The sequence below is a fragment of the Shewanella carassii genome, assembly GCF_019670705.1.
Taxonomy (GTDB): Bacteria; Pseudomonadota; Gammaproteobacteria; order Enterobacterales; family Shewanellaceae; genus Shewanella; species Shewanella carassii.
The window spans coordinates 2627818-2653603 of the sequence record NZ_AP024618.1; the positions used below are offsets into that span (position 1 = coordinate 2627818).

Annotated in this window: 25 protein-coding genes and 1 pseudogene; 9 read left to right on the forward strand and 17 right to left on the reverse strand. The window is 49.5% G+C overall.

The window, feature by feature from the left end:
- Nucleotides 1-142 precede the first annotated feature (142 nt).
- Both K5621_RS11925 and K5621_RS11930 read left to right on the forward strand, forming a co-directional pair.
- A complete protein-coding gene (locus K5621_RS11925) occupies nt 143-1177 on the forward strand; it encodes a Glu/Leu/Phe/Val dehydrogenase dimerization domain-containing protein (RefSeq protein ID WP_100145702.1) in 1035 nt (344 codons plus the stop codon).
- 176 nt (nt 1178-1353) lie between these two features.
- Complete coding sequence (locus K5621_RS11930) at nt 1354-1689, forward strand: hypothetical protein (RefSeq protein WP_100145701.1); 336 nt, start codon at nt 1354-1356, stop codon at nt 1687-1689.
- Nucleotides 1690-1717: 28 nt separating this feature from the next.
- Here the strand turns inward: K5621_RS11930 and K5621_RS11935 are convergent, their stop codons facing one another.
- The 4 genes from K5621_RS11935 to ppsA form a co-directional block, all read right to left on the reverse strand.
- Complete coding sequence (locus K5621_RS11935) at nt 1718-2140, reverse strand: MarR family winged helix-turn-helix transcriptional regulator (protein WP_025011184.1); 423 nt, start codon at nt 2138-2140, stop codon at nt 1718-1720.
- A gap of 448 nt (nt 2141-2588) precedes the next feature.
- The gene (locus K5621_RS11940; RefSeq protein ID WP_221049336.1) at nt 2589-3038 is read right to left on the reverse strand and encodes a DUF1285 domain-containing protein; all 450 of its coding nucleotides are present in this window, start codon (nt 3036-3038) and stop codon (nt 2589-2591) included.
- Between the two features lie 38 nt (nt 3039-3076).
- A complete protein-coding gene (ydiJ, locus tag K5621_RS11945) occupies nt 3077-6121 on the reverse strand; it encodes a D-2-hydroxyglutarate dehydrogenase YdiJ (protein WP_221049337.1) in 3045 nt (1014 codons plus the stop codon).
- Nucleotides 6122-6210: 89 nt separating this feature from the next.
- Nucleotides 6211-8580, reverse strand: coding sequence for a phosphoenolpyruvate synthase (ppsA, locus tag K5621_RS11950; RefSeq protein ID WP_100145699.1), 2370 nt, complete (start codon nt 8578-8580; stop codon nt 6211-6213).
- Between the two features lie 124 nt (nt 8581-8704).
- Between ppsA and ppsR the strand changes: the two genes are divergently transcribed.
- From ppsR to K5621_RS11970, 4 genes are all read left to right on the forward strand, one after another.
- Nucleotides 8705-9517 (forward strand): posphoenolpyruvate synthetase regulatory kinase/phosphorylase PpsR, encoded by an 813-nt coding sequence (gene ppsR / locus K5621_RS11955; RefSeq protein ID WP_100145698.1) that lies wholly within the window; start codon nt 8705-8707, stop codon nt 9515-9517.
- A 242-nt stretch (nt 9518-9759) separates the two neighbouring features.
- A complete protein-coding gene (locus K5621_RS11960) occupies nt 9760-10824 on the forward strand; it encodes a 3-deoxy-7-phosphoheptulonate synthase (RefSeq protein ID WP_221049338.1) in 1065 nt (354 codons plus the stop codon).
- A gap of 195 nt (nt 10825-11019) precedes the next feature.
- Complete coding sequence (locus tag K5621_RS11965; RefSeq protein ID WP_221049339.1) at nt 11020-11451, forward strand: acyl-CoA thioesterase; 432 nt, start codon at nt 11020-11022, stop codon at nt 11449-11451.
- A 235-nt stretch (nt 11452-11686) separates the two neighbouring features.
- Nucleotides 11687-12352 carry a response regulator transcription factor gene (locus K5621_RS11970; RefSeq protein WP_221049340.1) on the forward strand — a complete coding sequence of 222 codons (666 nt, stop codon included), beginning with the start codon at nt 11687-11689 and terminating at the stop codon, nt 12350-12352.
- 22 nt (nt 12353-12374) lie between these two features.
- Here the strand turns inward: K5621_RS11970 and K5621_RS11975 are convergent, their stop codons facing one another.
- From K5621_RS11975 to K5621_RS11985, 3 genes are all read right to left on the reverse strand, one after another.
- A complete protein-coding gene (locus tag K5621_RS11975; RefSeq protein WP_221049341.1) occupies nt 12375-12836 on the reverse strand; it encodes a hypothetical protein in 462 nt (153 codons plus the stop codon).
- Between the two features lie 163 nt (nt 12837-12999).
- Nucleotides 13000-13836, reverse strand: coding sequence for an S-formylglutathione hydrolase (fghA, locus tag K5621_RS11980; RefSeq protein ID WP_039033417.1), 837 nt, complete (start codon nt 13834-13836; stop codon nt 13000-13002).
- Nucleotides 13837-13846: 10 nt separating this feature from the next.
- The gene (locus tag K5621_RS11985) at nt 13847-14971 is read right to left on the reverse strand and encodes an S-(hydroxymethyl)glutathione dehydrogenase/class III alcohol dehydrogenase (protein WP_028781420.1); all 1125 of its coding nucleotides are present in this window, start codon (nt 14969-14971) and stop codon (nt 13847-13849) included.
- 132 nt (nt 14972-15103) lie between these two features.
- On the opposite strand from K5621_RS11985, the gene K5621_RS11990 reads away from it, so the two are divergent.
- Nucleotides 15104-15997 carry a LysR substrate-binding domain-containing protein gene (locus K5621_RS11990; RefSeq protein ID WP_221049342.1) on the forward strand — a complete coding sequence of 298 codons (894 nt, stop codon included), beginning with the start codon at nt 15104-15106 and terminating at the stop codon, nt 15995-15997.
- 205 nt (nt 15998-16202) lie between these two features.
- Here the strand turns inward: K5621_RS11990 and K5621_RS11995 are convergent, their stop codons facing one another.
- The 4 genes and pseudogenes from K5621_RS11995 to K5621_RS12010 form a co-directional block, all read right to left on the reverse strand.
- Nucleotides 16203-16706, reverse strand: coding sequence for a YaiI/YqxD family protein (locus K5621_RS11995; RefSeq protein ID WP_280638572.1), 504 nt, complete (start codon nt 16704-16706; stop codon nt 16203-16205).
- 231 nt (nt 16707-16937) lie between these two features.
- Nucleotides 16938-17090, reverse strand: a pseudogene (locus tag K5621_RS12000) (IS3 family transposase); the annotation flags it as partial.
- Nucleotides 17091-17135: 45 nt separating this feature from the next.
- Nucleotides 17136-17702: a hypothetical protein gene (locus K5621_RS12005; protein WP_206191799.1), complete on the reverse strand. Its 567-nt coding sequence runs from the start codon at nt 17700-17702 to the stop codon at nt 17136-17138.
- 446 nt (nt 17703-18148) lie between these two features.
- Nucleotides 18149-19138 carry a transposase gene (locus K5621_RS12010; RefSeq protein ID WP_221049343.1) on the reverse strand — a complete coding sequence of 330 codons (990 nt, stop codon included), beginning with the start codon at nt 19136-19138 and terminating at the stop codon, nt 18149-18151.
- Nucleotides 19139-19340: 202 nt separating this feature from the next.
- Here K5621_RS12010 and K5621_RS12015 point away from each other — a divergent pair, with 202 nt between their 5' ends.
- Nucleotides 19341-19859, forward strand: coding sequence for a transposase (locus K5621_RS12015; RefSeq protein WP_221049344.1), 519 nt, complete (start codon nt 19341-19343; stop codon nt 19857-19859).
- 364 nt (nt 19860-20223) lie between these two features.
- On the opposite strand, the gene K5621_RS12020 is transcribed toward K5621_RS12015, so the two are convergent.
- From K5621_RS12020 to K5621_RS12040, 6 genes are all read right to left on the reverse strand, one after another.
- Entirely contained in the window at nt 20224-21132 is a 909-nt protein-coding gene (locus tag K5621_RS12020) for a hypothetical protein (protein ID WP_221049345.1), read from the reverse strand.
- Between the two features lie 102 nt (nt 21133-21234).
- On the reverse strand, nt 21235-22389 hold the full coding sequence (locus K5621_RS12025; RefSeq protein WP_221049346.1) for a DUF3800 domain-containing protein: 1155 nt from the start codon (nt 22387-22389) through the stop codon (nt 21235-21237).
- Nucleotides 22390-22496: 107 nt separating this feature from the next.
- The gene (locus K5621_RS20090) at nt 22497-22628 is read right to left on the reverse strand and encodes a hypothetical protein (protein ID WP_280638573.1); all 132 of its coding nucleotides are present in this window, start codon (nt 22626-22628) and stop codon (nt 22497-22499) included.
- Nucleotides 22618-23103, reverse strand: a complete 486-nt coding sequence (locus K5621_RS12030; protein ID WP_221049347.1) for a hypothetical protein — start codon at nt 23101-23103, stop codon at nt 22618-22620. The genes K5621_RS20090 and K5621_RS12030 overlap by 11 nt, the downstream gene beginning before the upstream one ends.
- A 141-nt stretch (nt 23104-23244) precedes the next feature.
- Nucleotides 23245-23691, reverse strand: a complete 447-nt coding sequence (locus K5621_RS12035) for a hypothetical protein (protein WP_221049348.1) — start codon at nt 23689-23691, stop codon at nt 23245-23247.
- Nucleotides 23692-23821: 130 nt separating this feature from the next.
- Nucleotides 23822-24256, reverse strand: a complete 435-nt coding sequence (locus K5621_RS12040; protein WP_221049349.1) for a hypothetical protein — start codon at nt 24254-24256, stop codon at nt 23822-23824.
- A gap of 313 nt (nt 24257-24569) precedes the next feature.
- Between K5621_RS12040 and K5621_RS12045 the strand changes: the two genes are divergently transcribed.
- On the forward strand, nt 24570-25532 hold the full coding sequence (locus tag K5621_RS12045) for an integron integrase (protein ID WP_101057580.1): 963 nt from the start codon (nt 24570-24572) through the stop codon (nt 25530-25532).
- Nucleotides 25533-25786 lie beyond the last annotated feature (254 nt).

The following is a 25786-nucleotide window of genomic DNA, read 5'->3' on the forward strand; positions in this document are numbered from 1 at the left end:
AGCAAAATTGCCAGATAGATCACAATTATTCTGCTCATCAGCTTTGTTGAGAGTATCGCTAAATGCTATGGTTCTGCAATAAATATAACAAGCGGTAGGCGGCCGCTAAGCGCCGCCCCAATATGCACAGCGGAGAACAGACGTGGCTGTATTTAATCATGTATCATTCGACGAACATGAACAGGTAGTATTCTGTCATGACAAGGAAAGTGGCCTGCGTGCCATCATCGCCATCCACAATACCAACCTGGGTCCAGCCGTTGGGGGTTGCCGTATGTGGAACTATCAATCAGATGATGAAGCCCTCACTGATGTGTTGCGCCTCTCCCGCGGTATGACTTACAAGAATGCCCTGGCCGGTCTGGCCATGGGTGGCGGTAAGTCAGTGATCATTGCCGATCCCAAGACAGAAAATCGTGAGCAGCTGTTCCGCGCCTTTGGCCGTTTTGTTCACAGCCTCGGCGGCCGCTACTACTCGGCCGAAGATGTGGGCACCACCCCTGCCGACATCATGATTGCCCATGATGAAACCCCTTATGTGCTTGGCCTGGAAGGTATGAGCGGCGATCCCTCTCCTTTTACCGCCATGGGAACTTACTTAGGTATCAAGGCTGCCGTTAAACACAAACTGGACAAAGATAGCCTCAAGGGCCTCAAGATAGCCGTTCAGGGCGTAGGCCATGTGGGCTATTATCTGTGCAAGCACCTGCATGCCGAAGGGGCCGAGCTGTTTGTAACCGATATTCATCAAGCATCACTGGACAAGGTCGCCACCGACTTTGGCGCCGTGGTGGTTGCTCCTCAAGACATCTATGCTCTGGACGTGGATGTCTATGCCCCTTGCGCCCTGGGTGCGACACTTAACGACACCACACTGCCACAGCTGAAAGCGAACATAGTCGCAGGCTGTGCCAATAACCAGCTGGCTGAGCCTCGCCACGGCGAGCAGCTCAAGCAGATGGGCATCCTCTACGCTCCAGACTATGTGATCAACGCCGGTGGTATCATCAACGTGTCTTTCGAAAAGGACTATGATGCCGCCAAGTCTACCGCCAAGGTTGAAGAGATCTACAACACCCTGTTGACCATCTTCAAACAGGCCGATGAGCAGAACCGTACCACGGCCGAAGTAGCCGATGAGATGGCCCGTGCCATCATCAATGGTACCCAAGCCTAGGCTCAACCATATTCCATAAATGGGCCTTCGGGCCCTTTTTTATTACTGAAAAAATTTTCCTCCTGTCGGCAAAGAGATAAGCGCCGGAAACAGAAAATTCATTTTTACGGACTGGCAAGCGTCATCTACCTCTGCTTGACTTAGCATTCGTCATCTCGCATGTCAGGGAGTTAGTGATGCTCAGATTCGGCTATGAAGTGGAACAGCAAAAGGTTGAATTACAGGCCAGCAACTGGAATGGATTTGAGCGTTTGTTTGTCGACGGTAAAGTGGTATCCAGCAAATTCAACCTGGGGCTGCAGAGCGAGCACAGCTTCAAGTTGCGTAACGGTGTACGTTGCCGGATGCAACTCCTGGTTGACCCCACCACAGAGCTGACTATCTGTCGCATCTACAAGTGTAACCGCCTGCTGGCGAGCCTCAAACAGGGGAAACAGCAGTCAAGCAGCTCACATCTGCAACACTGGTTGCTACTGGGGGGATTGGTGTGCGCGCTCTTGGTTTATCTTTGATTTACCGAGCATACATTCAACCATAGGGTTAACGCTTGTCAGTATGATTGATCTTGTTGAGCAGCATGAGCAGCTGCCCTCTTTCCGGCTCATCCAAGGCCGCCATAAACTTCTCGTTGACCCGCTCGGCCTCGCGAATCAAATCCTGCTCCATCGCCTTGGCCTGATCGGTCAGGAAAATTTGAAATGCACGTCGGTTGTCTTCTTCCTGATGGCGATAGATTAAGCCTTGTACCTGCAGTTGATCCAGCAGGCGTGTCATGGTGTAGTTGGCCACATCACAGCGACGTGACAACTCGGTTTGGCTTATCCCTTCCTCTTGCCAGAGCGCAAACAACACAGGCCAGAGTTTAATATCCAGCTGATAACGCTTCAGGCGGCTATCCAGTTCATGTTGCAGTTCCACGTTCAAATGGGATACCAGATAACCGAGACTCTCTTTGCGGTTCAAGCAACACCTCCTGTACTTCAGGGCTTGTCTGTTCGCTAGCGGCAGGGGCAAGCGCTTTATGCAACAAAATCGCTTATTCTGTTTCATTGGCGCCGGGCCATTTCCGCTGCCGAGTTTAACTATACCACTGCGCAAAATGATTGACCTACACAGGGAGCATGAAAGCGGCATATGACATCTCAAGCGGAATAAAACCGCATTGACCTGCCCAAATATACGGCTTTATGACTCCCCTATGGGTACACGATTGCCAGCCGACAATCCGCCTTAAACTTGAGTGGCTAACCCGATTCTGAGTCAATCAAACTTCTATACCAATGGTATTAATACTACCACCTGCTGAATATTTCACTAACACAAGAAAGGAGAACAATGGGGCATTTACAGTCAGGCTACTGTAAATAAAGGTTTTATATCTGCCTGAATGGCAAAGCGATTCCGTTAATATTTAACTCAGTAGATAGGTTTCGGCAAAGCGATAGAAACAGGCACGCCCAAGCCTGGCCTTTAGACCTCGAGGCAAGCTTACCAATAGCCCGGATTCGGCGCTCTCAAAGGCATTGAGCCCCAGCACCTCGAACTCATTACCCTGGGAGCAAACCAGGGCAAAACGGCTGCTCTCGGCCTCGATATCTAACTGATTGTAATCGACTATGATGAGCGGTGTGTCGGTCACCGCTACCTTCAAACGCTCTGCCGGGGTGATCAACAGATGTTCACCCTCGATGCAGTGCAAAATACTACTGAAGAGCCTGGCAAACTTGGCCGGCAGTGGTGAGTTGAGATAATACCAGTCACCTTTAACGTCTATCTCAAACAGGGCTTGCTGCTGACACAAGTCAGGCCTTGCCCCCAACCCTTTCAGGGCCTCACTCACCTTGTCTGCTGACTGTTTCATCCTGACTTCCTATTTTGGGTTCCCTATTTTTGGCGCTCTCAGGCTTGCGCCTGAGTCAGCTCCAGCAAGGCTTCGATGGGGTGCCTGGGCCTGAAGCCACCAAAACGTTTGACCTGGCTGCGACAGGAATAACCGGACACCAATATCTGCTCCTGCGGCAGCGACTTTATCGCCTCGTCCCAGGACATCTCATACAAAGCCTTGGAGCGTGGCAGGTTTTCCAGCTCATGGCCATAGGTACCGGCCATGCCGCAACAACCCAGATTCACGGTTCCCAACTTGGCACCAAAACGGGCAAAGATGGTTTGCCATTCTTTGGCAGTGCCGGGGCGAGCACTGGATTCAGTGCAGTGGCTGAACCAGGTGAACTCGCGCCCGCTTGCAGGCAGTTGCGGTAACTGCTCGAGCATGGCACTGAGCCACTCGCTGGCAAGCTGGACATTGAATTGGCCGCGCTTGGCGCCGAGCGCCTCACGGTATTCGTCGCGATAAACCAGCACCAACGCAGGATCTACCCCCACCATGGGCATGCCAAGAGCATGCACCTGATTGAGAAAATCGGCGGCGGTCTGCGCCGTCTTGGCAAACTGCTCCAGAAACCCCTTGATATGAGCCGGTTTACCATTTGGCTTGAACGGCAGCAATACCGGCTTGAGTCCAAGCGCTTCAATCAGGCGAATAAAGCGATAAACCAGTTCGGCATCGTAGAAGCTGTTGAAAGGATCCTGCACCACCAACACATAGTTTTGTCGCTCAGCGGCAGGAATAGCGCTCAAGGCGTTGAGATCATAACCGCGGCTGGGGTGAGCATCCAGGCGCTGTTTCAGCGTAGGTACAGACAGCGCGGGCGCATCCACATACCCCAGAGCCTTTTTAATCACCCACTTGGATAAAGGGTTCTGCGCCGCAAAGTTACTCAGCCGGGGGGCCTTGACCATCAGCTGCACCGAATCCTCGACACCGGCCACCAGGTAATCCTTGGCGGGACGCTGATAACGGCGGTAATAGATACTGAAAAACTGTGCCCGGAACTTGGGGACATCCACCTTCACCGGACACTGGCCGGAGCACGCCTTACAAGCGAGACAGCCCTTGAGCGACTCCATCACCTCGTGGGAATAGTCGTATTCTTTCTTGGCATTGAGGCTGTTCTGCAGCCGCTGCAACAGGCCCATGGGTTTGGACTTGGCCAGATCATTGACATCGACGCCTTCAGATTCCAGCAGTCGCAGCCACTCACGCATTAATCCGGCGCGGCCCTTGGGCGAATGGATCCTGTCTCCTGTCACCTTGAACGAGGGGCACATGGGCGAAAAGCGGCTGTAGTTGAAACACAGGCCGTTACCGTTACAGTTCATCACATCCGGGAAAGCATTGCGGACACTGACAGGTATTTGCCTATCGAAACTGCCGCGCTTGGTACTGTCGACATTGTAGATAAGCTGTTGGCCTTTGGGCGCCACCAGCTTACCCGGGTTGAGTTTATTCTGGGGATCGAACAGCGTCTTAACTTCTTCAAGCTCACTCCAAAGCTGCTTGCCAAATACCTGGGGGCCATACTCACCACGCACGCCTTTACCGTGCTCGCCCCACATCAGGCCGCCGTATTTCTGCGTCAGTGCTGCCACTTGATCCGAGACGGTGCGCAGCAAGGCTTCATCCTTGGGATCGCACATATCCAGCGCCGGACGCACATGCAGCACCCCGGCATCCACATGGCCGAACATGCCGTATTGCAGTTGATGGCTATCCAACAGGGCACGGAACTCCATAATATAGTCGGCGAGCTTTTCAGGTGGTACGGCGGTATCTTCGGCGAAGGCTATCGGTTTGCGGCGACCTTTGGTGGCCCCGAGCAGCCCCACAGCCTTCTTGCGCATGGCATAAATCTTATTGATGGAACCGGCATCCCGGGTGAGCTGATACCCAAGCACCCCTTTCTCACCGGCGGCAATCTGTGCATCCAACGCCGCGGCCAGACGCTCAGCCCGCTCATCGACCTGGGCTTGTTCTCCGGCAAACTCCACCATGTTAAGACCATCGATTATTTTGCCGGGCACTTCCTGGATAAGCTCGGATACCGAGTGCCAGATAATGTCTTCCCGCGCCAGATTCAGCACCTTGGAATCGACGGTTTCCACCACAGTGGCATTGGCGAGCACCAAGTCGGGCGCATGGCGCAGCGCCGATTCAAAAGAGTCATATTTGATGTTGATCATAAGGCGGCTGGCCGGCAAGGGGGTGATATCCAGTTTGGCCTCAGTCACCACCGCCAGCGTTCCCTCAGAGCCCGTGAGGATCCGCGACAGATTAAATTCGCTTAGCTGTTGATCCCAGACGTTTTTCAGATCGTAACCGGTCAAAAAACGATTCAGTTTGGGAAAGCGCTGTTCAATCAGCTCTCGCTGCTCACGGCAGCGACGGGCCACCTCGGTAATCAACTTGTTGCCGAGCGGGTTGTCAGTGACTTTCTCACCCGATTCCAGTGCCTCGCGGCTCACCGGAGCCGTGTGCAGCACACTGCCATCCACCAACACACTGGTGAGCTCCAGCACATGATCCGAAGTCTTGCCATACACCAGCGAGCCGGCGCCGGAGGCATCGGTATTAATCATGCCGCCCAGGGTGGCACGGTTGGAGGTGGAAAGATCCGGGCTGAAGAAAAAGCCGTGCGGACGCAACGCATCATTGAGCGCATCCTTGACCACACCGGCCTCGACTCTGACCCAACCTTCCTCTGGATTAACTTCCAACACCCGGTTCATATGGCGCGAGAGATCCAGCACTATCCCATGGGTCAGCGCCTGGCCATTGGTTCCGGTACCGCCGCCTCGGGCACTGAAGACCACCTTGGCAAAGGCTTCCTCACAGGCGAGCCGTAACGCCATGGCAATATCTGCGCTGTCTCTGGGGTATAGCACCGCCTGTGGCAGAAACTGATAAACAGAGTTATCCGTCGCTTGCGCCAAGCGGGCACTGTAACGCCGGTCAATATCGCCGCGAAAACCGCGCTGCTCCAGCGCATCCAGATATTCCAGATACAAGGGTTCCAGAGTTTGTTGGTGTGAAAGTAGGGGTAACATCTTATGCTCGAATAAATTTTTTGTTATCGGGCCATTATAAACAAAAAAAAGCCGCTAAAAAGCGGCTTCTTTCATAACTTACTGAGTTGTTAGCCGTGGGCTTCAGCCAGGTACAACCAGGTGTCGATCACTGTGTCTGGGTTCAGAGACACTGTGTCTATGCCCTGCTCCACCAACCAGGCGGCAAAGTCGGCGTGATCCGAAGGGCCCTGACCACAGATACCCACGTAAGCACCCTTGGCCTTGGCAGACTTGATAGCCATCGCCAGCAGCGCCTTAACGGCTTCGTTACGCTCATCGAACAGGTGACTGATGATACCAGAGTCGCGGTCCAGGCCCAGAGTCAGCTGAGTCAGGTCGTTGGAGCCGATGGAGAAACCATCGAACATCTCCAGGAACTGATCCGCCAGCAGGGCGTTGGATGGCAGTTCGCACATCATGATGACGCGCAGACCATCTTTACCACGCTCCAGACCTTGCTCTTTCAGCAGTTCAATAACCTGACGGCCTTCTTCCAGAGTACGAACGAACGGGATCATGATCTCAACGTTCTTCAGCCCCATGTCGTTACGAACCCGCTTAATGGCTTCACACTCTAGGGCAAAACAATCGCGGAACGACTCGGAGATGTAGCGGCTGGCGCCACGGAAGCCCAGCATTGGGTTCTCTTCCTCTGGCTCGTACTTGTCACCGCCGATCAGGTTGGCGTATTCGTTTGACTTAAAGTCAGACATACGCACGATAGCCTTCTTGGGGTGGAATGCTGCAGCAATAGAAGAAATACCTTCCACCAGACGGGCAACATAGTATTCAACCGGAGATTCATAACCGGCGATCATCTCGGTGATCTCGGCTTTCAGCTCGTCGGTTTGCTGATCGAATTCCAGCAGAGCCTTGGGGTGAATGCCTATCATGCGGTTGATGATGAACTCGAGACGGGCCAGACCCACACCTTCATTAGGCAGACGGGCAAAGTCGAAGGCGCGGTCAGGGTTACCCACGTTCATCATTATCTTCATCGGCAGATCAGGCATGGAATCAACGCGGCTGGAAATCACATCAAACTCCAGCTTGCCTTGATAGATATAACCTGTGTCGCCTTCGGCGCAGGATACAGTCACTTCCTGACCATTTTGAATTTTGTCGGTCACGTCACCACAACCCACTACCGCAGGCACGCCCAGTTCACGGGCGATAATGGCTGCGTGACAGGTACGGCCACCACGGTTGGTGACAATGGCGCTGGCGCGCTTCATGATAGGTTCCCAATCCGGGTCAGTCATATCGGTAACCAGTACATCGCCTGGCTGGATCTTGTCCATTTCGTCGATAGAGTTGAGCACCTTGGCAATACCTGAGCCCACCTTGTGGCCGATGGCGCGACCTTCACAGATCACTTCGCCGCGGCTCTTGAGGTGATAACGCTCAATCAGCTGCACATCTTCACGGGAACGCACGGTTTCAGGGCGAGCCTGAACTATGTAGAGACGACCGTCGTTACCGTCTTTGGCCCATTCGATATCCATCGGACGGCCATAATGCTTTTCAATGATCATCGCCTGCTTGGCCAGTTCCATCACTTCTTCATCGTTGATGGAGAAAGTCATGCGCTGTTCTTTGGCGACATCTTCAATTTTCACCTGCTTGCCGTGAGATGCGTCATCCGAGTACACCATCTGGATCAGCTTGCTGCCGATGTTACGACGTACAACGGCCTTGTGACCGGCTGTCAGGGTTGGCTTGTGTACGTAGAACTCGTCCGGGTTAACCGCACCTTGTACCACCATTTCGCCCAGACCGAAGGAAGAAGTGATAAATACCACATCCTTGTTGCCAGATTCGGTATCCATGGTGAACATCACGCCGGAAGCCGCTTTGTCGGAACGTACCATGCGCTGAACACCGGCAGACAGTGCCACGCCGCGATGGTCGTACCCCTGATGCACACGATAGGAGATAGCGCGATCGTTAAACAGAGAGGCAAACACATGCTTGATGGCAACCAATACAGCGTCGAAGCCCTTTACGTTAAGGAAGGTTTCTTGCTGACCGGCAAATGAAGCGTCGGGCATATCTTCTGCGGTGGCAGAGGAACGCACGGCGAATGAAGCGTCTTGGGTTTCAGAGGCTAATTTTTCGTAAGCTTCTCGAATCGCTTGTTCGAGTTCTGGCTGAAATGGGGTTTCGATAACCCACTGTCTGATCTGTGCACCAACTTTAGCCAGTGCGTTGACATCATCTACATCCAATGTGTCAAGAATGTCGTATATCTTCTGGTTTACTCCACTTTGCTCAAGAAACTCATTGAACGCGTGGGATGTGGTCGCAAAGCCGCCAGGTACTTGAACACCGGCATTGGCCAGATTACTGATCATTTCACCAAGGGAAGCGTTTTTACCGCCGACCTTGTTGACGTCACCCATGCCTAATTCCTGATACCAGAGTACGTATTGCTGCACAGTTCTATCTCCGCAAGTTTATTTCAGTGGCCCCTTCACACGAGGGCAGCGGCATTTTACACTCCGAGGCAACAAGCGTAAATCTATAATTTTATTTGTAATTTTATTACTACATGAGGTCGGCATGGCACGTAAAGTATTCTACATTTCTGATGGAACCGCGATCACAGCCGAGGTGTTTGGTCACGCGGTACTTTCTCAATTTCCATTGGAATTTGACTCACTTACCATTCCTTTTGTCGAAAATACCGTTAAGGCCGAAGCCGTTAAAAAACAAATTAACGATAGTTTTATTACAACAGGGGAACGGCCTCTGGTGTTCCATTCCATCGTCAAACCGGAAATTCGCGACATTATTTACTCCAGTGAAGGCCTAGACTATGACTTTTTGAACACTTTCGTCGCACCACTGGAACAACAATTGGGGGTCACAGCGAGCCCTTCACTGCATCGAACCCATGGTATGGCCAAAGCGGGTTATGATGCCCGTATCGATGCCATTAACTTTGCCATGGAGAACGACGATGGCCAGACCATGAAACATATGGATAAGGCCGACATTATCCTGCTGGGGGTTTCCCGCTGCGGCAAGACGCCATCCAGCCTCTATCTGTCGATGCAGTTCGGTATCAAGGCCGCCAACTACCCCTTTATTCAAGACGATATGGATAACCTCAAGTTGCCGGAAATACTGAAACGCAACAAATCCAAGCTGTTCGGCCTGACCATTGAGCCCGTGCGTCTGCATGAAATACGCCAAAGTCGAATGGAGAACAGCCGCTACTCTTCACTGCGCCAGTGCCGCCTCGAAGTCAAAGAGGTGGAGATGATGTTCAAGAAAGAACGTATTCCTTATATAGACACCACCAACCAATCGGTCGAGGAGATCGCCACCAAGATCCTCGATGCCACGGGCCTTGAACGCCATATGTTTTAAAATCTCTGCCATGCACCAAGTAATATTTACCTGAGTTGAAACTGAGTTACAGAATGACATCATCAGGCTAACTACTTGTTACTGCTAGACGAATCAAATGAAGTTAGTGTGGGAATTGATCATTTTTCAAGACCCACATGACCAATTATCGGACAATTGCCACTTTGCAGCACCGCTCGATTGGTTATAATCCGACACAAGATAAGCGCAAAGCGCTCAAGAAATTTCCCCCGGTATTATGAATGACCATTAAAACAGACGAATTACGTACTTCTCTCTTATGTAAAGTGATCTCACCTGCCCAACTCGCATCTGAGTATCCATTGACTCAGGAAGCCGCAGATTACCTGGTTGAACAGCGCCGCGAAGTCGAAGCCATTATTCAGGGTGACGATCCGCGTTTGTTGGTCATCATAGGCCCCTGCTCCATCCATGATACAGAGGCAGCCCTGGACTATGCCAGCCGCCTGGCCAAGCTGCACCATGAACTCAAAGACGATCTGTGCATTCTGATGCGGGTCTATTTTGAGAAGCCCCGCACCATAGTCGGCTGGAAGGGCCTGATTTCCGATCCTGACTTGGATGGCAGCTTCAGCCCTAATAAAGGCCTGCGCCAGGCCCGCAAGTTGCTGCAGCAGATCACCGAGCTGAAACTGCCGATCGCCACCGAGTTTTTGGATATGGTGAACGGTCAGTATATTGCCGATCTCATCACTTGGGGCGCCATCGGGGCCCGCACCACAGAAAGCCAAATTCACCGTGAGATGGCCTCGGCGCTCTCCTGTCCTGTCGGGTTCAAGAACGGTACCGACGGCAACATCAATATCGCCGTTGATGCAGTGCGCGCCGCCAGAGAACCACATATCTTTTACTCTCCGGACAAAGACGGCTCACTGGCGGTCTATCGCACCCATGGTAATCCTTATGGACATATCATTCTGCGCGGCGGTAAAACCCCCAACTACAGCGAGCAAGATGTGGCCAAGGCCAGAGAGCAGATGGATTCGGTTGGGATCCACTCAGGTATAGTGGTCGACTTCAGCCATGGCAACAGCCAGAAGCAGCACAAGAAGCAGCTGGAAGTCGCCGAAGATATTATGGCGCAGCTGCGCAGCGGCTCCACCGCCATTGCCGGTATTATGGCCGAGAGTTTTATTGTCGAAGGCAATCAGAAAGTTATTGCAGGTGAGCCCCTCACTTACGGCAAAAGCATCACAGATGCCTGCCTGCACTGGGAAGACTCGGAAAAACTGCTCAGAGATCTGGCCGCCGCCGCCAAGGAAAGACGCCGCCTGCTGGGCAAGTAAGCCGCTACAGATTCAGGCCGCCAACATAAAATAGCCCCCGTCTCCACCTCGGAGATACCGGGGCTTTTTCATGCCCGGATACTTTTGAACATCCAATATTTTTCATGCAAGGCTTTCTGCCCCAGGCTGTCAATCCGCCTTTGGTCGAACTATAATACCGCCCCTGATTTTCCAGCATAACCTTGAGGTTGCCGTATGCCAGAAACGACACAGAGCCAATATGAAGCGGCCGTAGCGCGCCGAATTGAACAAGCCGAGGCTCGGGTCATCAAGGCGGTTTTCCCGTCCATTACCAATCATCACAACACACTGTTTGGCGGTGAAGCCCTCGCTTGGATGGATGAAACCGCCTTTATTGCCGCCACCCGCTTTTGTCGCAAGACACTGGTCACCGTCAGCTCTGACAGAATCGACTTCAAAAAACCGATCCCCGCCGGTAGCCTGGCAGAATTGATCGCCCGGGTGATCCATGTGGGCAACACCTCGATGAAAGTCGAAGTGAACATTTTTGTAGAAGATATGTATCAGGATAAGCGCGAGCACGCTATCCGCGGCGTCTTCACCTTCGTGGCCGTCGATGAAGACAGAAAACCGACCCAGATCTGGAGTAATGATCTAGCCAACTAGCCCCTGTTCGCTTATTCGCATAATCCTGGCCTGTATCTGGCTACAGGCTTTTAGGTTTCATTCTGCAACAGTCTTTGCCGCTGAAAAGGCTTTTATTGACCGTCGTTCTCGACTAAAGTCTAAAAGCGACGGTAACAAAAAGTCACTTAAAGCCTGATAAAGCAATAGGATTATTTGTCACTTTTCTGTTACATTGACCCTTCTTCAGCGTGCAGAGCCATAACCATAACAAGCCATGAAGCCAGAAAACTTAAATATTATCATCGCCGATGATCACCCTTTATTTCGCAATGCCCTGCGCCAAGCGCTTAACAGCGGTTTCTCCAATACCCGCTGGTTTGAGGCCGACAGTGCCGATGCGCTGCAGAAACTGCTTGAGCAAACTCATCAGGGATATGATCTGGTGCTGCTGGATCTGCAGATGCCAGGATCCCATGGCTACTCCACCCTTATCCATCTGCGCGCCCACTTCCCCGAGCTGCCGGTAATAGTGATTTCAGCCCACGAAGATGCCGCCACCATCAGCCGTGCCTTGCACTACGGCGGCGCCGGTTTTATTCCCAAATCGGCCTCGATGGAAACCTTTATCGAAGCAATCACCGCAGTAATGTTCGGCGATATCTGGCTGCCTCAAGACATAGAGTTGGTTGAAATTGATGATGAAAATGATACCGACAAGGTCGCCGGCAAGCTCTCTGAACTGACGCCCCAGCAATACAAGGTGTTGCAGATGTTTGCCGAAGGCCTGCTCAACAAGCAGATAGCCTACGACCTGGGCGTATCCGAGGCAACCATCAAAGCCCACGCCACCGCTATCTTCCGAAAGCTAGGGGTTCGTAACCGCACCCAGGCCGTGATAGCGCTGCAGCAACTGGGGATGGAAAAGGTCGAGATCAGCTGATCTCACCGCTTCCCAAAGACTTTCAGTACTCCATGGCGGCACACTTGCCAAGATAGATGATTTCCGGCGCGCTCGGGCACAACACCTCGACACACTCATCGCCGGTGCAGATAAGATGTGACCAGCCGTCGCTGTGCCCATGGAAGAAACTGATTGGGCTTTCCTGCGACCAGGCGTGATCTTTAATCAGGCGGCTGTTGTAACCCTGTTCGTCCCCAAGCTCGCTCAGCGCCTGCCATAGCTCCAGCAACCCATGTTCATCCAACATACGAAACGCAGTGACCGAGTGGTAATGCAGCCGATAGCGCCCTTCACTCGGTAAATGAAACAGCTCCAGGCTGAGATCGACTCCGGGATGGGGCGTATTTTTGATTTGATAGCGTTTGCCGCCGGGAAGCTGCAACATGAAATCACCGCCCCAGAAGAGCCCAGTGATAAAAAGATCCCCCTGCTCGAAGGGTGTCTGCCATCTGCCTATTTTCATGCTCCCTCCCATTAACCCCTGCGCTCGTTAATCCCCCTCAGACAAAAGTGGGGTAAACCAGAAAGTACTCAACAAGCGGATACCGGGCAATGGCCGCTATAACCCATAAAAAAGCGCCGCCGGGGCAAACCCTCGGCGGCGCTGCATTTGAGAGGCTCAGCGTTTACAAGCCCAGATGGCTGGCATGAAACTTAAGCTGCTCGTCGATAAATGAGGCGATAAAATAGTAGCTGTGATCATAGCCGGGGTGGCTGTGAAAACTCAGCGCAATTCCAGCGTCAGTGGCGGCGGCCTGCAAGGCCTGTGGCAGTAACTGCTCGGCCAGAAACAGATCACTCTCGCCCTGATCGACCCGCATCGGCAGCCCTTTGGCACCACTTTTTATCAGCTCGACCGTGTCATAGGCCTTCCAAGCCTCCCTGTCACTGCCAAGATAAGCGGCAAACGCCTTCTGGCCCCAGGGGCACTGGCTAGGATGACTGATGGGGGCAAAGGCGCTAGCGCTGAGATAACGGCCCGGATTTTTAAGGGCTATCATCAACGCGCCGTGGCCGCCCATTGAGTGACCGGCAATGGCGCGCTTATCCGATACCGGAAAGTGCTGCTCTATCAATGCCGGCAACTCATCTACCACATAGTCATACATACGATAGTGATTGCTCCAGGGAGCCTGGGTCGCATTGACATAAAAACCGGCCCCCAACCCCAGATCGTAAGCAGCATCTTCGGCATCGGCCACACCCTCTCCGCGCGGACTGGTATCCGGACAGACTATGGCCAGCCCCAGCTGAGACGCGAGACGCTGGGCCCCGGCCTTTTGCATAAAGTTCTCATCCGTACAGGTCAGCCCGGAGAGCCAATACAGCACAGGTACCTTTTGGCTATTAGCCTGCTCCGGCAGATAGATGGCGAAACGCATCTCGCAGTTCAGACTGCTGGAGTGATGACGGTACTGCTTGTGCCAGCCTCCAAACGACCTGTTGTTACTGATATTTTCCATCAGAAGGTCCTCAGAAGTGGATCACGCTGCGTATACTCTTGCCTTCATGCATCAGCTCAAAGGCTTCATTGATATCTTCAAGCCCCATGGTGTGGGTGATAAAGTCATCCAACTTGAACTTACCGGCCAGATAATCTTCCACTATGCCTGGCAACTGTGAGCGTCCTTTGACACCACCGAAAGCCGAACCTTTCCATACCCGGCCGGTCACCAGTTGGAAAGGTCTGGTGGAGATCTCTTGCCCGGCACCGGCAACCCCAATGATCACTGACTCGCCCCAACCCTTGTGGCAACACTCGAGCGCCGAACGCATCACATCCACATTACCGATGCACTCGAACGAGTAATCGACGCCGCCATCGGTCAAATCCACAATCACCTGCTGAATAGGCTTGTCATAGTCCTTGGGGTTGATGCACTCGGTTGCCCCCAGCTTCTTTGCCAGTTCAAACTTGGATTCATTGACATCTATGCCTATGATGCGACCGGCTTTCGCCATAACAGCGCCAATCACCGCCGACAACCCTATGCCGCCGAGCCCGAAGATGGCCACGGTGGCGCCCTCTTCCACCTTGGCAGTGTTCATTACAGCGCCCATGCCGGTAGTGACACCGCAGCCCAGAAGGCAGATCTCTTCCAGCGGCGCCGACTTGTTGACTTTGGCCAGGGAGATCTCAGGCAATACCGTATATTCAGAGAAAGTCGAGCAGCCCATGTAGTGGAAAATCGGCTTGCCGTCTTTGAAGAAACGGGTGGTACCATCCGGCATCAGCCCCTTGCCCTGGGTCTCACGGATCTTCTGACACAGGTTGGTCTTGCCGGAGCGGCAGAACTTACACTCTCCGCATTCAGGCGTGTAAAGAGGAATAACATGATCGCCCACCGCCACACTGGTGACGCCTTCGCCGACCATCTCCACTATGCCGCCGCCCTCATGGCCGAGAATGGCCGGAAACACGCCTTCTGGGTCATCGCCGCTCAAGGTAAAAGCATCGGTATGACACACACCACTGGCAACAATGCGCACCAACACCTCACCGGCCTTGGGCAACATCACATCCACCTCTTCCATCTTCAACGGCTCACCGGCGGCCCAGGCTACGGCGGCGCGGGACTTGATAAATTTGTCTGTCATTGTCGCTTCCTTCTGTTGTGATTGATTCGGTATCGAACCTCTTGGCTCATAAACCGGATGCCAACATTGTATTTATTCCCAAATAAAAGATAATCAGCCAAATATACAAATCACTTTTACTGAGAAGTAATAATGAACCACTGGGAAGGGATCAGCGAATTTATCGCCGTGGCCGAGAGCCAGAGCTTTACCCGCGCCGCCGAGCGGCTCAACTTGTCTGTGGCGCAGATAAGCCGCCAAATCGCCACGCTGGAGAAACGCCTGGCGAGCAAACTCTTCTATCGCACTACCCGTAAGGTGTCGCTCAGTGAAGAGGGTCAGCTTTATTATCGCCACTGCCGCTTGCTGCAAGATGGTATAGAAGAAGCCGAACGCGCCCTTGGCAGTTTGAAACAAACCCCGCAGGGCTTGCTGCGGGTGACGGCGCCGGTCACTTACGGCGAGCAGTTTATTCTGCCGCTGCTGAATGACTTTCTCTGCCTGCACCCCAAGCTGGATCTGCAACTGGATCTCAACAACAAGACGCTGGATCTGATTGATGGCGGTTATGATTTGGCGATTCGGCTGGGTAAGCTGGCGGATTCCAGCTTGATGGCGCGGCGTCTTGGCAGTCGCCGCAATTATGTCTGTGCCAGCCCTGAGTATCTGGCCAACCATGGCGTGCCCCACACTCTGGGCGAGCTGCATCGGCATCAATGTTTACTGGGTAACCATCCTTACTGGCGTTTTATCGAGCAGGGCCAGGAACGTCAATGGCGTTTGAGTGGCCGCTTGGTGTGTAATTCTGGCCCAGGGCTATTGGATGCTGCCCGCAAAGGGCTCGGGTTGGTGCAACTGCCCGATTATTATGTCGGCGAGGATCTCGCCAGCGGTGCCCTGGTATCTGTGCTCGAGGCTTACCAGGCGGCGCCGGAGGGGATTTGGGCCTTATACCCACAGAACCGCCATCTGTCGCCCAAGGTCAGCCTGCTCTTGGACTTTTTGCAGCAGGCGCTGCCGGAGGCGCCGGATCTGGGCAAGTCTTGAGTGGATGCCCTGTCTTGAATGGAGCGTTAAGTCTTTAATGGGTGACAGGTCTTGAACTGCAGCCAGATCTTAAATAGGAAATGAATTCTGTATCGGCTCTGAATCTTGCATAGCCGCGAAACTTGCGAGCCACTCAGCTTTCAAATCGCTGAGGTTTCAAATTTCCAGGCTTTTGATTCTCTGAGCGAACTATGGCTTGGCAGGCTTAGCCCTGACTCGTCTTAGCACGCTGCCAGTGCAGCAGATATTTATCCAGCTCATTAGCAAAGGCCTGTCTATCTGCCTGGCTCAACTTGGGACTGCCGCCGGTATCTATACCGCTGGCACGCAGGGTATCGAGAAAATCCCGCATATTAAGACGGGCACGCACATTGTCACGATTCAGCAGCTCGCCACGGCTATTGAGCGCCTTGGCGCCCTTGTCTATCACTTCGGCCGCCAGCGGAATATCATTGCTGATCACCAAATCACCGGCGTGACACAGGCGCACGATTTCGTTATCGGCCACATCAAACCCCTTGGGCACCTGTAAGGTTTGGACACTGGCAGCACCTGTGATCCTGAGTGCCTGATTGGCGACAAAAGTGACATTGATGCCGGTACGCGCCGCCGCCCGCACCAACATTTCGCGGATCACTACCGGGCAGGCATCGGCATCGACCCAGATTTGTGCCAGGTCTGATGCCTGCTCATTTTGATTCTGCTGCACTCGCGCTCCTTTAGTTCGCAATAAAATTCGCACGCTATTCTATCTCAAGCAGGGTATCTGTGCGCGCAAAATCCGCCAAGCTAAAGTGGATGGAATGACACCGAACGAGTCAGAGCGAAGATACTGGCTTGAATACAAAACCGTGGCCAATTTAACTTGGCCATATATGGACGCCTCCTGTTTTGCCAGTATGGTAATCCTCCCCTTTTTAACCGCAGTTAAAAGTAGAGCTTAAGCGACCATTAAAGGTGGACGCCCATGATTGGCTTTGCGTGGCCTTTCGGGATTGTAAAACCAAGGCCATTGAGTTGCATAGTCTTGTACATCTTCTATGGAATCAAACAAGAGCTTACTCACCCAACTGTAACGTATCGTCTTGTTGTGTCAGATCAAGTCGCGACTAATACAACGTATTCGCAGCTTCCTTAACTATACTCGTGGTGCCTCATCTAAGGTATCAAATGTATAAGCAACTATACTTGTTTTAATTTTCCCTTCTTGAGCTATAGCGACAAGTGCTTCAAACAGTTCATTTGAAAAGAAGGTTTTCAACATTCCTTTAGGATTAAACACATGCCTCTTACTTGGTTCGAGTGCTAATATTTTCTCTTCCGATAAATAAAACCTTGTTGTTGCATCGGTAACTTTGAAACATCGATCTTGGTCAATCACATCTACTTCGTTATTTACTGCCACTAAATATCTTCCAGTTAAAGTGTCATCACCCCCGCATTTCAATGCAGCTGGATAGACTTCAACCCCATATGGATCAAAGCTCATTATAACTTCAGCGATTTCTTTAGTTACATTTAAACAACTGGCATCAATGATATCTAAAGCTTCAATATTAACCAAATCTTTATCTGACCATACAACAGGTGAAAGAATTGAGGTAGGTGTAAAATTGTCATCCTGATAATAGAATGCCCTGTTGTCATCATCCACAAAAAAACAATCACCTTTTTCAAAATCTTCTGTTATATATGCAATTTTCAAATTTATCTTTCCATTTTATAAGGAAGGTGCGAACAAGCCCTGCAATTTAGGCCTTGATCAAACCTTTACTTTACCAGCCTAAATCTTAAACGCTAAATTTCTAATTTAGGCCAATTTATCGGATATACAGCGGATATACCGGATATACCGGACATCCTTACCGGATATACCGGACATCCTAAACACTTTACGAGCTACGAGGAAGTATATGACAGAGCTCAAGGACATCCTAAACACTTTCTGACAGAGCTCAAGGACATCCTAAACACTTTCTAAACCGCAAGGAAGCACGCTGCCAAGTGTCAGTCTCTGATAAATAACGACGTATTTTGGGCAGTAGGCTCTCTAAGATGAGTAATCTGCGAGGTTCATGCAAAAACTACAGTTACCAGGCATGCCAACGGCAGGCTTAAGCCTGTTGCTGCAAAATCACCAAGGGTTTAAGGTTAATGGGGATGTATTGCTTGGCTTTGTTGCTTACCCCGGCACCATTTACCGCCATATTTGGCCTTCATGGCACACATTGCATCCCATCGGCCACTCATGCCACTGTACTGACGGCGAAACTCCTTGGCAGAAGTTATCCAGGCATCGTCGCTGATACCAAGCTCAAGCAGCAGTTTGGGCCTGGAACAGGCAATATAGCCACGCTTGTCTTCCCGCACCGCCCGACCTGTCCAATCAATCAGCTCCAGATAGTCGGCAAAGTGAAATGGGATGCCGCTTTGTTCGGCGGCAGTGGCTTCACCATCAAATTGCAGCAGTGGCTTAAGTGAAGCGTTGGCAGTTGTAGGTTCATCAACTTCCTCTATGCGCTCCTGAATGGATGTGTAATCAGAAGTTTGCAGTGAATCTGCAATACCTGCGCGAATGGGATTTAAATCCACATACATCATGCAGGCCAGCAGCGCCTGTTCATCGAGCAGCGCCTGCGACTTAAAGCGTCCTTCCCAGAATACGCCCTTGCAACCATCTTCTCGATTGGCCTTGCGGGCGATATCTTCGTTTAAACAGCGCATAAACCAACTAATACTGCCAAGACGTTCCTGCCAATCACCAATCAGCGTATCCAACAGTATTCGCTCACCTTCTGAGAGACTATCGCCCTTGAGGAACTTTGCCGCCACAGGATTGCCACTAAAGAGCAATGTCCAACGCTCAATGACTTCAAATGGTGACAACGATTGTTGCGCAGCAAGGTCGATTTTGAGCACCAAATGGTAGTGATTACTCATAACCGCATAAGCGCAAACGTCGATGCAGAATATTGACGACAACTGCCTGATTTTATCCACTATCCAGCCACGCCTATGCTCGTAACTGCGCCCAGACAGTGCATCTTCACCACACAAAAATGCCCTTCTCACGCAACGGTTAATCACGTGGTAAAAGGGCGTACTTTCAGCATCTATCAACTGACGACGGGCTGTGGTCATAACCAACCTCGACTGAGCTTTGATGGGTATTTCAAAGCCTAGTCAAGGCTGAGCGAAACATCAAAAAGGATTGGCTGTCCTGTATTTGTAAAACTGGACCGAGGCCTATCGACGCCACCTGGCTGATATCAACTTTCCGCAAAGTGCTACTAAAATCACCTTTCAGCACTACATTCATATCGTTACCGAGCGCTATGAGCGCTTGCAACGGCTGGAATTGGAGCTGCAAAGCCTGGCCGAAAGCTGGCGTTGGTACCCACTGGTGCAACGTCTGACGGTACTGCGTGGAGTACGTTTCTTATCCGCTATGACCCTAGTGGCGGAACTGGGTGACCTCAGACGCTTTGCTTCTCCGCGTTCACTGATGAACTTTGTCGGTTTGACACCCAGCGAACACTCCAGTGGTCAGCGGGAACGGCGCGGCGGCATCACCAAGTGCGGCAATAGCCACGCCAGACGCATCCTTATTGAATCGGCCTGGGCCTATCGTTTCCCCGCTCGGGTCTCGAGGGAATTGGAAAGTCGCCAACAAGAGCACTCTATCAAACTGCAAACTCGCTCATGGGAAATCCAGCAGCGCCTATGTCGACGCTTTCATGCCTTAAAAGCAAGAGGCAAAGAATACAATAAAGTCGTTACCGCTGTGGCTCGCGAACTGACAGGCTACATTTGGGATTTAGCTCAAGGTTTTGATGCCGATATGCCACAACAAGCGTACTGAATTACATTTAAAAATCACTCTGGCAGCGCCGGACGGCGGCAGCGGTGCGAGCAACCCTCGAGGGCGTTAAGCGGTCACATCCGCGCTTCTAGACTGAGGCAAGGCTCCTGCGGCGAACACAAGTAATGCGAATAACCAAACTCGCGGATATCAGCAAGGTCAACCGCCGACACTTACTCGCCAAAGTCCGACTGTCAGAGTGTCCTTACCGGAGATTTTTGGGTCTCCGGTAAGGACACTTTTATCTATTTGACAATGGGAATCATATCAACGCCCGCCTCAACTGCCGGAGGCTATTGGCAGCTTTTGTGCTGCGAAGCGCACAAAAGGTGACATTAGCCGTAGGTCAGATTGCAGGCGCTTGTTATGCATAAACTTCTTCATAGCATTCTTTGCAAGATTCAGAACAGAAATATTTATTTATGAACTTAACTTCAGGCTCCGATGAGGGGTGGTAAAACCATTCACAGTTAGCGCATTTACGAACCATAGTGTCAGTATCGCATTCAGAACACTTCCCTATATAAAGTTGATTTTTTTGTTCGTTAAATGCATCAATAAGATAAGCTCTATCAAAACACTTGTAACATTCAAGAAGCCTAGCTTCATGTTCAATATTTATTGAACTGAGACAACACAAGCAAACAACATATTCTTCTGTATGCCCCTCCTCAAGTACGAATATTTCACCACTTACTACTGCTCGGCTTTTGCAAGCAGTACAACTAAGCACCTCACAATTATAAATATCAGCTAGATCATCACAGAAGTCTTCAACTCCTTCTCGCCACACACTAATATTTGAAATTTTGTGCGGAATGTAATTGTCGAATAGTAAAACCTCTCCTAATTCACTCCATGCAGTTGCATGCATAAAAAAGTGCGTTTTTACAATTATTTTGGCTAATTCAGGATCCCATTGCGACTTCTGGCCTCTATGCACAATCGAGTTTCGAGTTTGCATCAACTCAACAAATTCTTTCTTTTGACCAAAATTCCATGATCTTGAAGAGTAAAAGCTATTAAGAATTTGATTAAAATCTTTAAAATCATCAATCAATTCTCCTTTTTTTGTTTTTCTAATTTCATCAACTTTACCTTTAGCGGTAAACAAGTATTTTAGAAAAAGCTCTAACGCAATTTGTGAATTAACAGCAGCAAACATAAGGTTTGATTTTTTGCTTGCAATATCCCCGAGCAATTCAAACGTAAAGTTAGCAAATGATTTATAACTTTCTTTCAGTTCACTCTCTGATGGTAATGATTTACCCATTATTTGCTACTCTTTCCTTAATATCGGTACTGATGCATAACAACGCCCGCATTTGCGGCGGTTTGGAGCGCAGCGGAAAACCAGTCCGGCAACATGCGCTTGTTATGTCTGTAGTTCAAGCGGAGTTTCTCTTAGCGCTATAGTGATGAATTGAATATATTCGGCAATATCTTCGGTTAGACTGATACCATTTTTACTACGGTCTGCCAATTCTTGCAGCAAAACCGCATTTCTTTGCACCTCTAGCTTATTCAAATCCAGATGATCATAGTCAGGAAAAACACTACCGAAAATTACATGCTCCTCAATCATAGCTCGCCATTTTTCGGCGTACTCGTCTTGATTTTCCCTGTCGCAAGCATAGGCGAAAGCACCTGCTATTGCGTCAGCAAGCTGCACCCCATGAACGATTTTAGAGTCAACTAAATTTAGTGGCTCTTTTAAATTGAATGTTATGGGTGAATCAATCCCTGCAACATGCGTGAATTTTTTATCCTCTCGATTAATCATGACATTGAATATTTCTTGATCTTCGCTCAATGGCTTTGATTGGTCACAGTAAGCAGTTAATTGATCATATTCCTGCCCCCATTCAGCCAAGAGGCTGAATAAAGCAGTGTTAGTCAAATCTAGAACCCATTTCCCTGCACCTTCACCAGCATAACCATCTAACTCTTGCACCACGGAATCTTTATTGTGTATCGCAAAGTCACAAATTTGCTCTAAAACTGGAGATATACCTTCATCTTTCGAAGTTGAAAAAAGCGCCTTTAACCCTTCAAAATCTCCCGTCCTCATCAGTTTTTCGAAATCTTCAAATATTTCTTCAGCCATTGCTCCTCTGACAGATAGTTCAAGATGAAGCATGTTGCTAATGAAGCGATGAAAGTTGATGTTATAAAATATTGAATTGACGTTCGCGATTGCAGGCTCAAATATATACTCAAAAAACTTACCCGCTAACGCGTACTTTTTATCGGAAACTGAAACTTTGAATCGGCCTTTAAAATTTTGAATTATTTCATCAACAGCTCGCTTTCCTCGAACCCCTTTTAATAATTTACCGCCCTTAATTTCGCCGTTTTGAATTTTGTACTTACGAATGATGTGCTCAACGAAATTTTGTGCTTCATCATGAGGGCATTCTAATGATGCATAACAAAATATTTTCTGTTGCTTGTGTAATAGATTATTGCCGGTAAAGCCAGACTCATCGAAATGTAAAATTGCATGAGTTTTCAAGCTATTTTTATCCACACCTTTATTCCCTTCGCATCTTCCTCGTATCCGTCGACGCGCTTTTTCAGCGACAGCCCGATACGTGACTATATCTGGATACCGTCTTCGCAGAGATCGATAGTTGATCAATTGCCCAGTCCTCGGATGACATAACGCCGCCAGCAGCGGCAAAAGCTTGATGGCGCTTTTGTTGCGGCTTTTGCAATAAAAGTGACAGCGAGTTTTTGTCCGAACTGACTGGCCTTGTTATGTTTCATTTATCACCGCCTCGTAAGACTGGCCGATACATTCAACTCTGACAGGAAAGGTATCTAAACCTGTAAATTGAATAGAAATCAAACGCTGGGGAAGAAGAATGCCTGCCTCAATTACACATTGGCCATTTTCACATTCGTCCCAGTAAAAAGGAAACTTAGCTGGATGTTTAACTGCTTTCGACTTTATATCGTATTCAGCGTTCATGAGAGAAGATGCTTCATAATTAAACAGAATAAACGCCTTAGTTTTGGTTTCCGGGTATGTTACGTTTAATTCAGCACAAACACCGTCGCCACCGTTGTAGATCACAAGTCTTTCCGACTCTGAGTCAATCCTCTTAACCAGAAGGTCTAGCGCTGGTTCTTTAGGTTTAGGATAAAGGGCGTAAATAGAAAACCCCAAGGCAGCCAACACACCGATGGTAGAAAAAATAGAACCAAGAGACCCGATTTCATCCTTGTACTTTTTCAGCATGCAAGATCCTTCTCATGAAACATAACGCCGCATTAAGGTGTGAACAACGCGACCACGAAACTAAACCATACCACCGTAAACACTTAACTCAACGATAGAATGAAAAAAGCCAAGCGTTGAGAATCACTCTTAAATGCTTTGTTATGTTTTTATTCTCAACCGCAATAGTTTCTTCATTTCACCAACAAACCATGTTCCGTTAGTTTCAATTTCTGTTTTATCAGAGCTAGACAACTGATGTAAATATCCATTTCTTAATTGTTTCGCACTCTTTGTTCCCCGCTTGCCTTTGCCACCTTGAAAGATCTTGATTACTTTGTCTTCCTCAAGATGTATATCAAAGTGAGTAAGAGCACTTTTAAAATCCTTTGTGTTTAAACTAGTTTGCTTATAACCTTTGTCCGATTGGTAAAAATGTTGGAGTTTGGTTGCAAATACTTCGCATCTTAAATAGTACCCTACAAACTGCCCTATAATTCCCTGACAGCCGAAACCCGGGTCGCTATTTTCAGCTTGAGATAAACCTTGATTACGTCTTGAATTAAGAGCTGATATCTGTTTGATCGTTTTATCTGCTTTTTTCTTCATATTCACCCAAAGTTGATATTAACCTCGAAAAACATAACGCCTGCATTTGCGGCTTGGGTGAACTGGCGGCTTTTTTGCCGCGTAGCGCGAAAAAGGTGACAGTCTACCCAAGTCCGGCAAGATGCACTTGTTAGGCAATTTCGAGGTATACACTGTTAGTATCCCCGTTATTTAGAGACTTTAGACTAGCAATAAAGTTATCTAATAATGCAGGTTCGGTAACAAAATACAGCTTAGCTTCACTAGCGATATTCTTTTTACCAAAATCTCCGAATTCCGATTGAGCACTAATGCTAACGAATATTTTGCCTTTGTTCTGAAAGTGCAATCTCGCATGGAATGCACCACTAGCATACTCGGGACCAAATGATCCAAATTCAATGTCGTAGATTCCACCGTATACTTGGCTTTTGAAAGCATCTAAACCCGCGATTGTCTCATCAAAAGTGCCGTAGCCCACATATACATCATGGATAAATACAGAGACACCATCACTTGAAGATATTCTGAATTCATACATATCTTCATCGTGCCAGATATTCTCAAAAGTGATTCCAGGCTTCATACTTTTCCTTTTTTTGCCTAACAGCTGTATAGTGCGCATGCGCGTTTTAGTCCTCGGAGGAGTGTAAACGCGCATCGCTATCTCTTTGTATTAGTTAAATATAATAGAGTTTAGCCCGAATATCCCTTGCAGCAAAACGCGCATGCGCGGTTTCCAAACCTATTATCTACCAAAATGGTTTTATATCTTTATGAATTTTAAGTTATTTTTTGTGATGTTGCAGAAATAACGCGCAAAATTATCTCCAAATTTCTGGGCATTTTGTCAAAACCTCAATAATACTGTATAAAAAAACAGTGTCCAGGTGCTCGCAATGACCAGTCCAAGTCCTTTTTTAACTTCTGTTCGGGAAACCATGCGGATGCGCGGTTACAGTGTTAAGACTGAGAAAGCCTATCTCTATTGGATCAAGGCTTTTATTCTATTTCACGATAAACGCCACCCAGAGACTATGGGAACGAACGAAGTTGGCCAGTTTTTGAGTTACATTGCCAACCAACGTAATGTGGCAATCAATACCCAAAAGATGGCGTTGAATGCATTAGTTTACTTATATCACAAGCACTTGCATCAAGAACTTGGCAACTTAGGTTTTCGTTACGCCAGTAAGCAACGACAACTCCCAACAGTATTGCACCCGGATGAAATCAAGCTCATCCTTCAGCAGTTGTGCGGGCGTGACAGGTTGATCATTGAATTACTCTATGGCAGTGGACTCAGAGTATCTGAATGCCTTAGGTTACGGATCCAGGATATTGATCTCGTTCAATTGGCCTTAACCATACGGGACGGTAAAGGACGTAAAGACAGGCAGACGATATTAAGCCAACGCTGTGCATCTCAATTACCTGTGTTTATGGAACAAGCTCATACTTTACAGTCGCGTGATAACGAAAGAGGAATTGGCCCATCTTTACCCTACGCTCTGGAGCGTAAGTATCCCTCTGCATATAGACGTCCGGGATGGATGTTTGTTTTCCCCTCAACGGCCATTAGCCAACACCCTTACACACAGACTATGTGTAGACACCATTTACATCAAAGCGTCATTCGGAAAGCCCTCAGCGCCGCAGTAATCAAGTCAGGTATTGCGAAAAGGGTCACATGCCATACCTTCAGGCATTCCTTCGCGACTCATCTGTTGCAGGCTGGCCGAGACATCAGAAGCGTCCAAGAGCTGTTGGGGCACAATGATCTGAAAACAACCCAAATATACACACATGTGCTTGGCCAGCACTATGCCGGAACCGTAAGCCCTTTAGATCAACTGATTTGAAGCGCCAAGTTAATCATAGCTACTATCTTTATTCGATGAGCAAGCGTCCTACAAAAGTTGAGTAACCCTCATAGCTACCGCACGGGCACGAATGTTGTTCGTCCCTGAATTTCGCTGAAAACAGAAAAATGCAACAGCGTCCAGCTTAAGTAAAGGCTAAAGATAAGCACCTGAAATAGTTACACAATACCTAGCCCCGTTTGTGAAAACAATTAGCCAAAGGTCAAGTTTTTGACAAAAGCCATAAAAGCCTG